8 protein-coding genes are annotated in these 13,375 nt (G+C 34.4%); 7 read left to right on the forward strand and 1 reads right to left on the reverse strand.

Annotated elements, in window-relative coordinates; genetic code table 11:
* Positions 1-65: 65 nt before the first annotated feature.
* On the reverse strand, positions 66-1,781 hold the full coding sequence (gldJ, locus tag B4N66_RS11505; protein WP_291094935.1) for a gliding motility lipoprotein GldJ: 1,716 nt from the start codon (positions 1,779-1,781) through the stop codon (positions 66-68).
* Between the two features lie 207 nt (positions 1,782-1,988).
* Here gldJ and porU point away from each other — a divergent pair, with 207 nt between their 5' ends.
* The 7 genes from porU to B4N66_RS11540 all read left to right on the forward strand — a co-directional run bounded on the left by porU (position 1,989) and on the right by B4N66_RS11540 (position 13,330).
* Positions 1,989-5,852 carry a type IX secretion system sortase PorU gene (gene porU / locus B4N66_RS11510; protein WP_291094937.1) on the forward strand — a complete coding sequence of 1,288 codons (3,864 nt, stop codon included), beginning with the start codon at positions 1,989-1,991 and terminating at the stop codon, positions 5,850-5,852.
* A 39-nt stretch (positions 5,853-5,891) separates the two neighbouring features.
* Entirely contained in the window at positions 5,892-7,088 is a 1,197-nt protein-coding gene (gene porV / locus B4N66_RS11515) for a type IX secretion system outer membrane channel protein PorV (RefSeq protein ID WP_291094939.1), read from the forward strand.
* A gap of 70 nt (positions 7,089-7,158) precedes the next feature.
* Complete coding sequence (cdd, locus tag B4N66_RS11520; protein ID WP_291094940.1) at positions 7,159-7,641, forward strand: cytidine deaminase; 483 nt, start codon at positions 7,159-7,161, stop codon at positions 7,639-7,641.
* Between the two features lie 175 nt (positions 7,642-7,816).
* On the forward strand, positions 7,817-8,815 hold the full coding sequence (gene pdhA, locus B4N66_RS11525; protein WP_291094941.1) for a pyruvate dehydrogenase (acetyl-transferring) E1 component subunit alpha: 999 nt from the start codon (positions 7,817-7,819) through the stop codon (positions 8,813-8,815).
* Between the two features lie 5 nt (positions 8,816-8,820).
* Entirely contained in the window at positions 8,821-10,485 is a 1,665-nt protein-coding gene (locus B4N66_RS11530; RefSeq protein WP_291094942.1) for a pyruvate dehydrogenase complex dihydrolipoamide acetyltransferase, read from the forward strand.
* 277 nt (positions 10,486-10,762) lie between these two features.
* Positions 10,763-12,277, forward strand: coding sequence for a glycosyltransferase (locus B4N66_RS11535; RefSeq protein ID WP_291094943.1), 1,515 nt, complete (start codon positions 10,763-10,765; stop codon positions 12,275-12,277).
* A 132-nt stretch (positions 12,278-12,409) separates the two neighbouring features.
* Positions 12,410-13,330: a fibronectin type III domain-containing protein gene (locus B4N66_RS11540; RefSeq protein WP_291094944.1), complete on the forward strand. Its 921-nt coding sequence runs from the start codon at positions 12,410-12,412 to the stop codon at positions 13,328-13,330.
* The last annotated feature ends 45 nt before the right edge of the window (positions 13,331-13,375 follow it).

The following is a 13,375-nucleotide window of genomic DNA, read 5'->3' on the forward strand; positions in this document are numbered from 1 at the left end:
CAGAAAGTATTTTAAAAAATAAAAAGCCCTAAAAAAGGGCTTTTTGTATTATTCAGTAAAGGAAATTATCGAGTTGATTTTGGTTTCCCTTTAGCTGTTTTTTTGTTTGATTTTGGCCCAACTTTAGACATTGCACAACGGAATCCGATGTCATCTGTTGAAATGTCTTGTGGGAAGAATCTTCTTTGAGCAGGATCTAACCAATATGCTCTGTCTCTCCATGAACCTCCTTTATAAACTCTTACATTATCATCAATAAGTGTTGTTCTTTTAGAAGATTTGTCATATTTTCTTACCATTTCAGAAGATGCACTATCTACAGAAACTTGGTGTCTAGGAGAGTCATACATTCTGTTTTTCTCACTCACCGAATCATCACCATCTTCTTCAGATCCAAATTTATAAAAACGAATTGACTGTTTGTCACCATCACGATAGTTTCTATTATCACTTTTGTCGAAGTTTTGTCTTAAATAAGTTTCTTTTTCGTCAACAGGAACTTGAGCTATTTGACCAGGAAGGTTTCTAGCAATAATTTTTCCGTTTGCTAATGTGTCATACATGATGTTTTCGGAAGTAATTAGTTCAACTTTTCCGTCTTCACCAATTTTATTTTTCATGTAAACGTTTCCTCTGTAGTAGTTAAAATCATTTGCTTCATCATCTACTCTAGGTCTATAAACGTCAGCAACCCATTCGTTAACATTACCAGCCATATCATATAATCCAAAATCATTTGGTGGATATGATTTTACTACTTGTGTAATATCTGCACCGTCATCAGACCAACCTGCAATTCCACCGTAATCACCTTTTCCTTGTTTAAAGTTGGCTAATTGGTCACCTTTCACTTCTCTTTTACCTGTTCGTGTATAGCCACCATTCCAAGGATATTTCTTTCTACCTTGATATAAATTATATTCTCTATTTCCTACGTTGGCTACTGCTGCATATTCCCACTCAGCTTCGGTTGGAAGTCTGTATTCAGGTTGTAGAAGACCTGAAGAACGTGTAGCATAAACATTTTTAGCTTCAGAAGTTTCTCCATCTTTGCCTGTAGTTGCTTTTGCACGACCACCTTTACCTTTTAACACAATTTCTTCATCACCACCAAAAGATTGTGATGGAGTGTTAATGTAAGTTTCTGTACTAAATGATTTTTCTGCACTAGCATCAGTCAATTTAGCATCTTTTTTTAGGTATTTGTTTTTTTCTAAAATATCCTCGTTAACACGGTCAGTTCTCCATTTACAGAACTCAACCGCTTGAATCCAATTAACACCAACCACAGGATAATCCTTATAACCAGGATGTCTCAAATAGTTGTTTGTCATGGTTTCATTATAACCTAAACGATTTCTCCATACCAATGTATCCGGTAAAGCACCGTTATAAATATTAGTATAGTTTTCGTCATTAGGATCAAAAATTCTTTTTAACCAATCTAAGTATTCCATATACATAAGGTTGGTAACCTCGCTTTCATCCATAAAGAAAGATTGAACGTGTTGCTGATTTGGAGTATTGTTCCAATCGTGCATTACATCGTCCTGAACTTTTCCCATAGTGAAAGTTCCACCTTCAATTGCAATTAAGCCAGGGGCAGCTTCTTGCTTTTTGAAGTTTGATGCGTACTGAAAACCACCTTTTTTATCGTTGATTTTCCAACCGGTTGCTGTGGATGAATTTTTTGAGCTTGAATTTTTACTACAACTAGAAAAACCAAACATCACTATCAATCCTAATAGCAATCTTAATGTCATAATTTTGTTTACTTTCATACGTTAAGTAGGTAATAAATTTAGAGCCGCAATATACTAATTAACCTTTATATTACAACAGTTTTTTAAAATTTTTGTCAAAAGAACAAATTTATTGTCTTATAAACAAACGTATAACGGAAAAAAAAATTGTTTAGTATAAATTAAAACATTGTAAAATATGTTTATCTTGTAATAAATTTGCATCCGTTACGTTTATTTCTTGTTATGAAAAAGTTTTTACTCCTTTATATAGTGTTAAGTGGGTTGTTTGGTATAGCTCAAAATGCCGTAAACATTGATGTTAATTGGCAAGAAAGTAGGTTGTTTGATCAAGGTACCTATCATTTAAATATTCCACAATTTCAACATGAAAATTTCTTTTTTGATGACATTAATAGAGAAATACTATTTAATTACAAGTTCAATCTCTCTTCAACAATTGATGAAAAATCACTAAAGATTTCCTCTTTAGTGTATGAAAATATTGCATCTAACGAACTTGGAGATTTATCGTTAAAAAATATTCCGAATAATATAAATATCACTTTAAAAAACGGAAAAGCAAGGGATTTACTACAAGCTTTGTTGACGTTTTCTCCCATAATTAAGACTAATGATGGTTATAAGAAAGTTAAATCATTAAGTTTTACTTACAGCAATTCAACCAATTATGAACAAAGAAGTGAAGCTAGCTTTGATTTTAGTAGTATTCAAAATTCGGTTTTATCAACAGGAGATTGGTATCGATTTTATGTTGAAAAATCGGGAATTTATAAAATCTCCAGAAGTTTTTTGAATCAGTTGGGGATGAATACGAATACCGATCCCAGAAATATTAAAATATACGGTAATGGCGGCAGAATGATTCCTTTGCTAAATAGCATTGATTATCCGTCGGATTTGGCAGAGAATGCCATTCTTTTCGTTGGTGAAGAAGATGGTATTTTTAATCCAGAAGATTATATTTTGTTTTATGCCGAAGGAATGGATAACTGGAACACGGAAAGCAACACACACCTTAATTTATATGAAGATAGATCTTATTATTATGTAACTGCTCAAGGTGGTAGCGGAAAAAGAATAACAGATGCAATGCAACCAACAGACATAGCCTCTACAGTTTTTACCACCTTTGACGATTATCAATTTCATGAAAAAGACCTTAATAATATAGGTAGGATTGGACGTGTTTGGTATGGTGAGCAATATAGTTCTCAAACACCACTTTCTATCAATTTTAATTTTCCAAATGTTGTTAGTAATACAACCATTCAATTGACGATTAATAGTGCAGCGGTTTCATTGTCTAGTTCCAATTTATCAATTAATGTCGGTGGTCAATCACAAAACATCAATTTTACAGCTATTCCTACCAATAGTTCAACTTTATTTTCGTCAGGCACCGCACAATTTAGTATCCCTTCCACGCAAGATGTATCGGTACAACTTACCTACAACAATAACGGAGTGCCTAGTGCTAGAGGTTATTTAAATTATGTGATTGCCAAAGCAAAAAGAAATCTGCAAGGTCATGGAAAACAATTTCGGTTTCAAAATGAGTCTGCAGCTTCTTTAATAGGTGTAGGTGAATTTCAACTTTCAAATGCATCATCAATTCAACAAGTTTGGGATATTACAGACATTTATAATGTTTCCAAATATGAAAACCAAGGAAGTTCAATTTTTACATTTAAAGTAGATTTGGGAGAAACCAGAAAATACATAGCTCTTGAACCTGCCGATTTTTTCAATCCTTTGAGAGAATCACAATCAAAAGTAGTTAATCAAGATATTAAAGGAACTATTTTCAATAACAATCAAGGCCAATTTCAAGATATTGATTACCTTATAATTTCTCCATTAAATTTAGTTTCTGAGGCGGAAAGATTGGCTAATTTTCATAGAAATTATTCTAATTTAAACGTTAAGGTGATTACTTTAGATAAAATCTATCAAGAATTCTCGTCAGGAAAACAGGATATTGGGGCTATTCGTAATTTGGTTAAGTATGTTTATTTCAATGCTTCCGTAGATTCCAAAAGAGTGAAATACCTCAATTTATTTGGTGATGCTTCGTTTGATTATAAAAATAGAATTCCAAATAACACCAATATCGTTCCTGTTTTTCATAGTCTTAATAGTGAATCACTGCTGAGTTCAACAATGTCTGATGATTTTTATGGTATGATGGATCCACATGAAGGCAGAATGATAAACCAAAGTAATCTTCCGGGTTTTGAAGCCCTAGATATTGCTGTTGGAAGAATGTTGGTTTCGTCCGTTCAGCAAGCAAAAGAAATGGTCGATAAAGTTATACAATACCACGATATTAATTCGTATGGAAGATGGCGTAACAATTTTACATTAGTTTCTGATGATGTTGATGAAAGTTGGGAAAATCAAATTCAAACAGGAATTGATAATTTAGGAAACACCATTAATGCTGAAAAACCATTTGTTAACGTACTCAAATTTCACGCTGATTCGTATGTTCAAGAGGTTTCAGCAGGAGGACAACGTTACCCTAAACTAAAGCAAGAACTATTGAATGCGATTCAAAACGGTTCGTTGGTTTTTAATTATTTTGGACACGGAGGTGAAGATCAATTAGCTTCAGAACGTATTTTTGAAAAAACAGATGCTCAAAACTTAAACAATCAGTACCGTTATCCGCTCATCGTAACAGTAACTTGTGAATTTACTCGATTTGACAATCCTTATCGACCCACAGCAGGTGAATATACCTACTGGAATCCAACCGGAGGAGCCATTTCATTAATAACCACAACAAGACAAATAGGCGTTACTACAGGACAGCAGATAAATGAAGGTTTTTCTAGCTTTTTATATGGATATGGCCCAAATTCTAATGAAGAAACTACCATTGCAGAAGCTTTGCGAAGAGCCAAAAACGCTTATAATAGTCAAACATTAATGGTTTTTTACGTAGGTGATCCGGCATTAAAATTAGCGATTCCTAAGCCAAAAATTATTCTTACTAAAGTAAATGATGTTCCGGCGGAATCATCGACGCTGGTTTTTAATGCTTTAAGTAAAGTGAAATTATCAGGAGAAGTTAGAGATAGCAATGGTGATGCTTTATTGTCAAATTACAACGGCGATATAGCTGTTCAAATATTTGACAAATCAATTAACCGAAGCACATTAGCAAATGATAACACAAGAGATAATTCAAATAATTTAATCATCTTGAATTTTGAAACCTTGGGAGAAACAATTTTTAGAGGAAATGCCACCGTCACCAATGGTTTGTTTGAGATAGAATTCATCGTTCCCAAAGATATTTCGATTCCGGTTGGAAACGGAAGAATTAGTTTTTATGCCAAAAGTCCGAGTCCGGTTTTGCAAGATCAAACCGGTTTTGATACATCTATTTTAATTGGAGGAATCAACGAAAATGCACCGGAAGACAACATTGGTCCACGGGTGCGACTTTATATGAATGATGAATCGTTTATTTCAGGCGGGATAACCAACGCGAGTCCAATTTTCTTAGCCTTTCTAGAAGATGAAAACGGAATTAATACCGCGAGTGGAATCGGGCATGATATCGTTGCTATTTTAGATGGAGACGAAAACAATCCATATATATTAAATGACTATTACGAAACCGAATTGAATGATTATACCAGAGGAAAAGTACGATTCCCGTTTAGAGATTTGGCTCCGGGTTTACATACTATAACTTTTAGAGCTTGGGATGTTTATAATAATCCTGTTACTGCTGAAATTCAGTTTATTGTAGTTGGTGATGAATCAATTAGTTTGACCAATGTACTTAATTACCCAAACCCATTTGTGAGTTACACACAGTTTTGGTTTTCACACAATCGTCCGTTTGAACCTTTAGATGTTCAGGTACAAGTTTTCACGATTACAGGAAAAATTGTAAAAACCATTAATCAAGTTATCAATACAGAAGGCTTTTTGTCGCGTGAAATCACTTGGGATGGAAGAGATGATTTTGGGGATAAAATAGGGAAAGGGGTTTATGTGTACAAACTAACTGTGAAGTCCAATCTCACCAATAAAAAAGTTGAAAAAATAGAAAAACTTGTAATACTTTAAGAAAACACTATATTTGTTAATTATTATCCAGAATTTATAATGAAAAAAATAACCGTATTTTTAATTTGCCTCATAGCATTTCAGAACCTTACCGCACAAGATCAAAATAGAGTAATTACCACTGGAGTTCCGTTTTTATTGATTGCAGCCGATGCTCGTGCAGCTGGTATGGCTGATATAGGCGTAGCAACTTCACCGGATGCTTACTCCCAACAATGGAATCCTGCTAAATATGCTTTTGCTACTGAAAAAATTGGTATTGGTGTAAGTTATACACCTTATTTAACTGACTTAGTCAATGATATTTCATTAGGTCAATTAAACTACTATAATCGAATTAGCGAAAAAAGTGCTTTTGGAGGAAGCTTACGTTATTTTAGTTTAGGAGATATTGAATTGCGTGATAATTTTGATGACGAAGCAAGAGTTGTAAGTCCAAATGAATTGGCGGTAGATGTTTCGTATGCGTTGAAATTAAGTGAACGTTTTTCTACATCTGTTGCATTTCGTTATATTCGATCTCAGCTAAGAATTCCGGAAGGCACAACTGATGCAAAGCCTGCTAGTTCGTTTGCTTTTGATCTTTCCGGTTATTATCAATCAGAAGAAGAAGCCTACGACAGCTTTAACGGAAGATGGAGAGCTGGATTTAATTTCCAAAATTTAGGCCCAAAGATTAATTACGACGAAGATGTAACCGAACTTAATTCGAACTTTCTTCCGGCTAACATGCGATTAGGTGCCGGTTTCGATTTTATTTTTGACGAATACAACAAAATTGGATTAAATGCAGAAGTGACTAAGCTTTTAGTGCCAACTCCTCAAATTCCTGAGTTAATTGATTTAAACGAGGATGGTACAATAGATCAATCTGAAGAAGCTGCAGCAAGAGCAAAAGCCAGAGATGAATATCAACGAATAGGTTGGGTTTCCGGAATTTTTCAATCATTTGGTGATGCACCGGATGGTTTTAGTGAAGAATTAAGAGAGTTCACATGGGCTTTAGGTGCAGAATACAATTACCAAGATTCATTTGCTCTTCGTCTGGGTTATTTTAACGAACATGAAACGAAAGGTGCTAGAAAATATTTTTCTTTTGGAGCCGGATTCAAATACACTGTGATTAAATTAGATGTTTCCTATTTATTCTCTGCTTCCAAAGTTAAAAATCCTTTAGAAAACACATTACGATTCTCCTTAACGTTTAATTTTGGAGATAAATATGACGAATATTAATCAATCATATTAATTAAAAAAAAATCCAAATTTCATTGTTGAAATTTGGATTTTTTTTCCACTATACACTATGAAAAAAATTACTATTACAACGGAATTCTCGGTTTATGAAAGCAAAGAACAATTGCCTTCAGAAATAAAGGAATTGATGGAAACGGCTATTGAAATACGAAAGAAAGCCTATGCTCCTTATTCAAAATTTAGAGTTGGTGCAGCAATTTTGTTGGATAATGGGAAGATAGTCTTAGGTTCCAATCAAGAAAATGCCGCTTATCCTTCCGGACTTTGTGCCGAACGAGTTGCTATTTTTCAAGCTGGAACTATTTATCCCGATGCAAAAATTTTAAAATTAGCAATATCAGCTACAGCAGATGAAAAACCGGTAAATTCTCCGATTCCACCGTGTGGAGCTTGTCGTCAGTCAATTGCAGAATATGAATTCAAACAAAATACACCCATCGAAATATTTTTTATGGGAGAATCGGGCGAAATTTACAAATCAGATTCTCTGACCAACTTGCTCCCTTTAGTTTTTGATAAAAATTTCCTGTAAATTTTATTAGTTTACTAAAACGTTATCGTAAATAACTTTTCACAAAGTTTATCATTTTAAGTCGATTAAATTTTCACATCTACTTACTATGTCTTATTTTTGCTACTCGCAAATTTATGCTTAACGTATTTGTGAAACAGACATTTCAAACATAAAAGATTCAAGAAATAGAAAAATGAAAAAAATCACCAAAGAAGTTTATCTGCAATGGTATGAAGACATGCAGTTTTGGAGAAAATTTGAAGACAAATTAGCTGCCGTTTATATCCAACAAAAAGTGAGAGGGTTTTTACATTTATATAATGGTCAAGAAGCTGTTTTAGCCGGAGCATTACATGCAATGGACTTGTCTAAAGACAAAATGATTACAGCGTATCGTAACCACGTTCAACCTATTGGAATGGGTGTAGATCCGCGAAAAGTGATGGCTGAATTATACGGAAAAGCTACCGGAACATCAAAAGGAATGGGTGGTTCTATGCATATTTTTTCTAAAGAACACGGTTTTTATGGCGGCCACGGAATCGTAGGAGCTCAAATTCCTGTAGGTGCCGGAATGGCATTTGCCGACCAATATTTTAATACAGGTGGAGTAACGTTAACCTATTTTGGTGATGGTGCTGCTCGCCAAGGTTCTCTTCACGAAGCTTTCAATATGGCAATGTTGTGGAAACTTCCTGTTGTTTTTATTTGTGAAAACAATGGTTATGCAATGGGAACTTCTGTTGAAAGAACTGCCAATCACACCGATGTTTGGAAATTAGGTTTAGGTTATGAAATGCCTTGCGGACCGGTTGATGGAATGAATCCAGTGAAAGTTGCTGAAGCGATGCACGAAGCAATCGAAAGAGCTCGTCGTGGAGACGGACCAACTTTCTTAGAAATGAAAACTTACCGATACAGAGGTCACTCTATGTCTGATGCTCAATTATACAGAACAAAAGACGAAGTAGAAGAATACAAAAAAATCGACCCGATTACACAGGTTTTAGATATTATTAAAGAAAATAATTATGCAACTGATGCAGAAATTGAAGCCATCGACGAACGAGTGAAAAACTTGGTTGATGAATGTGAAAAATTTGCAGATGAATCTCCGTTCCCGGAAGTACAACAATTGTATGACGTGGTGTACGAACAAGAAAACTATCCTTTTATTCCCCATAAACTATAAGCACTATGGCAAAAATTATTAACATGCCACGTTTGAGTGATACAATGACAGAAGGTGTTGTAGCAACATGGCTTAAAAAAGTTGGCGATACAGTAAAAGAAGGCGACATTTTAGCTGAAATTGAAACTGACAAAGCAACAATGGAATTTGAATCATTTGATTCAGGCACGTTGTTACACATCGGAATTCAAGAAGGAGAATCAGCTCCGGTTGATTCACTTTTAGCTATTATTGGAAAAGAAGGTGAAGATATTTCCGATTTATTAAAAGGAGGAAGTTCTGCTAAAACAGAAGAAAAAGAAGCTCCAAAAAAAGAAGAATCATCTAAAGAGGAAACTCCAAAAGAGGAAAATTCTAAAACAGAAGAATCAAAACCAAAAGCATCAGCAGAAATTCCTGCAGGTGTAAAAGTAGTAACCATGCCTCGTTTAAGTGATACGATGACTGATGGTACAGTAGCAACTTGGTTGAAAAAAATTGGCGACACCGTAAAAGAAGGTGATATTTTAGCCGAAATTGAAACAGACAAAGCAACAATGGAATTTGAATCATTCAATTCTGGAACATTATTATACATTGGCGTTCAAGAAGGTCAGTCTGCTCCCGTTGATAGTGTTTTAGCAATCATCGGTCCTGAAGGAACAGATGTTTCAGGAATTGCTGAGAATTATTCAAAAGGTGGCGAAGCTCCAAAAGCTGAAAAAACCGAAACCAAATCAGAAGAAGCCAAACCATCATCAGAAAATAAAGAAGAAACAACTACTTCAACCGAATCAACAGGAAGAATTTTTGCCTCGCCATTAGCTCGCCAAATTGCTAAAGACAAAGGAATCAACCTTTCTCAAGTAAAAGGTTCAGGCGAAAATGGAAGAATTGTAAAAAGTGATGTTGAAAACTTTACGCCGTCTGCCGCTCCTCAAAAAGCGACACAATCGGAAAATATTTCTCAACCTGCTGCAGCGATTCAACCATTTGTTCCAGCCGGAGAATCGTATTCAGAAGAAGTGAAAAATTCGCAAATGCGTAAAACAATTGCTCGTCGTCTTTCTGAATCTAAATTCACAGCTCCACATTATTATTTAACAATCGAAGTAGCGATGGATGAAGCAATGAAATCCAGAGCAATTATCAATACCGTTCCTGATACTAAAGTATCCTTTAACGATATGGTTGTGAAAGCGTGTGCGATGGCATTGAAAAAACATCCACGTGTTAACACACAATGGAAAGATGACGTAACCGTTATCAATCACCACGTAAATATTGGTGTTGCTGTGGCTGTAGAAGATGGTCTGGTAGTTCCTGTTTTGAAATTTACAGACCAAATGAACTTATCTCAAATCGGATCTTCAGTGAAAGATTTGGCCGGAAGAGCTAAAAACAAAAAACTGCAACCTGCCGAAATGGAAGGAAGTACGTTTACTGTTTCAAATTTAGGTATGTTTGGAATTACTGAATTTACTTCAATCATTAACCAACCAAACTCAGCTATTCTTTCAGTGGGTGCTATCATCGAAAAACCGGTTGTAAGAAACGGTCAAATCGTTGTGGGTAATACTATGAAAGTAACTTTAGCTTGTGATCACAGAACAGTGGATGGTGCAACTGGAGCACAATTCCTTCAAACGTTGCGAACGTATTTAGAAAATCCGGTGACTATGTTAGCATAGATTTATCCGAAACATATATTTTTAAAAGCGAGTTCAAGTTGAGCTCGCTTTTTTTTTCACACATACCCCAACTGTGTAATCCATCTCAATTTGGGTAAAAATTATACATACTTCAAAATTATAACTTTTTATAAAGCGCTTGTTTTCAGATATATATAAAATAGGCATACGGCTTGCTAACTATGCTTGTGTAAACACCTTGAAATTAGCAAGGAACTTTTACAAAACATAAAAACCCAAATTAAGAAATAAGTAAAATACCAAATTCAGTTAAAAGATGGAAAGCCAAAAATTACAATCAAACGAATCCTACTCTTCCTTAAAAAGGAAAAGAAACAATGAACAAACATTGTATAGTTTTATTTTGCCTGTTTACAGCGATTCTTTACACAGATTAATTTCAATTGGATATTGGAAAGTGCAAGATTATTTTAAATCGCTTTTTTCTAATAAGAATGAAACTAAAATCAATCCAATAAATTTAATTGTCTTAATTGGTACATTTTTAATGATGATTGGGGCGGCATTTTTGGTGTATCAATTACAACCAAGTTTTGAACAATTCAACTTAGAAAGAATGAATTCGACTTGGGGAATGACATTTTTAATTTTATCAATTACATTATTGGCTTACAAAGCGTGCTTTTTTCTGTTTAAAATTTATTTATATTTTAGATACAAAGCAATTGAGTCTGTTTCAGATGAAGAATTGCCAACTTGTACAATCATCGTTCCGGCTTATAACGAAGGAAAATTAGTTTGGGATACGCTTAAAAGTATTGCAAACAGTGATTATCCTGAACAAAAATTACAAATATTAGCTATTGATGATGGTAGTAAAGATGATACTTGGTATTGGATGCAACAAGCTAAATTGGAATTAGGCGATCGTCTAACAATCTTTCAACAGCCCCAAAACAAAGGTAAAAGACACGCTCTTTACCGTGGATTTAACTTAGGAACCGGCGATGTTTTTGTAACCATCGATAGTGATTCAATCATAAAAAAAGATACATTACGTAATTTAGTTAGTCCGTTTGTAACCAATGAAAATTGTGGAGCTGTTGCCGGTAACGTGCGAGTTCTGAACAACGAAAAAGCCATGTTACCAAAAATGCTTAATGTGAGTTTTGTAATGAGTTTCGAGTTCGTTCGTTCCGCAGAAAGTATGTTAGGGTCAGTACTTTGTACACCAGGAGCTTTAGCCGCTTACAAAAGAGATGCCGTTTTTAACTGTCTGGAAGAATGGATTAACCAAACTTTTATGGGAAAACCATCCGATATTGGCGAAGACAGAGCGATGACCAATATGATTCTAAAACAAGGCAAAGAAGTTTTATTTCAACGAAATGCACACGTGTTGACCAACGTTCCTGAACGATACAAAGGTTTATACAAAATGTTCATCCGTTGGGGAAGAAGCAACGTTCGTGAAAACATTATGATGGCAAAATATGTGTTTACCGATTTTAGAAAAGAATCAAAATCCGGAGCTAGACTTTTATTTATCAATCAAAGTTTAACGCTTTTGATGACATATCCGTTTATGCTTTTTATGTTCTTCTTTATTGCCACCCATCCGATACTTTTTTTAAGTTCAACACTTGCCAGCATCTTAATCATATCAACTTTTCCGGTATTGTTTTATGCCAAACGATATAATTTATCAGAATCAATTTGGGCTTACACTTATAGTATTTTATATACTTTTGGTCTATTCTGGATAGCACCTTACGCTATTGCTACTGCAGGGAAAAGCGGTTGGTTAACAAGGGAATTACCAATTAAATAACAGCAAAAAGCGAGTTTTAGGACTCGCTTTTTTTGTCTTATGATGTAATAAAAAAACTGTTGCAGTTCCAAAAGTATATTTATATATTGCGACGAATTTTCTTAAGCATTATAAACAGATAAAAAACTTAAAATGAAAACACTTTGTCTTAGCCTGTTCTTTTCTGCAATTTTATTGACAACCTTTAATTCTTGTTCCTCAAGTGATGAAGAAGGATGTGGAAAAGTATCTAATGTAACGGTTTATAGTACCGGACCATCATATTTGAGCTTCAGTTTTGAAACTGTAAGCAATGTTAATTCCTACATGATAGAATATGGTGTGGCTGGATTCACTAAAGGCACTGGAACTTCATTTCCTACTTCACAATCGGGTGTTACAATTGAAAATTTGAATCCAAGTACCTTGTATGACATTTACATTACTAGTTTATGTGAACAAGGAGAAACAAACTTCTATAAAATTTCTAACATAGCCACAGAACAAAGTCAATGTACTGGTCAAGTAAGTGCAAACCTTTACCAATGGTACAGTACTCAAAACATAGAAGTTTATTTTGAATATACAGGAGGAAGTGTTGATAAATATGAAGTTGAATACGGTTTACAAGGTTTTACTCCCGGAAGTGGCACTACATTAACTTTTAATTCTACTAGTGGAACCATTCAAGGAATACAAACTAATACTATCTATGATATTTATGTAAGAGCTGTTTGTTTTCAAAATGATAAATCGGAAGCCAAGAAATATACTTACACAACTATTGGCTCATGTCCAAAACCTATATTTTTAAGCACTACTTTAATTTCAGGCAGTTGTTATCAAGGAACAGCTTACAGAAATTTCAGCTGGAATTATGATTACAGTAATGCACAAAGCTTTACTATTTCATTAGTAAGCCAAGGAGGATTGCCACAAAATGGAAATCAATTTACAACTAGTAATGAATCTATAGCATTTTCAAATATGTTTTGCTCTTGGGATCAGTTTTATGTAAGAGCCAATTGTTCAGACGGCAGTACCAGTGAATGGGCCGGACCAATAAACTTTTAATTGCATAATAAGATTTTTTCAAAGCCTTTTCCTTAATTGGGAAAG

Source organism: Flavobacterium sp. UBA2787 (genome assembly GCA_002352205.1).
In the GTDB taxonomy this organism is placed as follows: domain Bacteria; phylum Bacteroidota; class Bacteroidia; order Flavobacteriales; family Flavobacteriaceae; genus Flavobacterium.

Excerpts from the sequence above, each read along its gene's own strand:
- B4N66_RS11540 (WP_291094944.1), top strand. The coding sequence starts at position 12,410 with ATGAAAACACTTTGTCTTAGCCTGTTCTTTTCTGCAATTTTATTGACA.
- gldJ (WP_291094935.1), bottom strand. The coding sequence starts at position 1,781 with ATGAAAGTAAACAAAATTATGACATTAAGATTGCTATTAGGATTGATA.
- porV (WP_291094939.1), top strand. The coding sequence starts at position 5,892 with ATGAAAAAAATAACCGTATTTTTAATTTGCCTCATAGCATTTCAGAAC.
- B4N66_RS11535 (WP_291094943.1), top strand. The coding sequence starts at position 10,763 with ATGGAAAGCCAAAAATTACAATCAAACGAATCCTACTCTTCCTTAAAA.
- B4N66_RS11530 (WP_291094942.1), top strand. The coding sequence starts at position 8,821 with ATGGCAAAAATTATTAACATGCCACGTTTGAGTGATACAATGACAGAA.
- cdd (WP_291094940.1), top strand. The coding sequence starts at position 7,159 with ATGAAAAAAATTACTATTACAACGGAATTCTCGGTTTATGAAAGCAAA.
- porU (WP_291094937.1), top strand. The coding sequence starts at position 1,989 with ATGAAAAAGTTTTTACTCCTTTATATAGTGTTAAGTGGGTTGTTTGGT.
- pdhA (WP_291094941.1), top strand. The coding sequence starts at position 7,817 with ATGAAAAAAATCACCAAAGAAGTTTATCTGCAATGGTATGAAGACATG.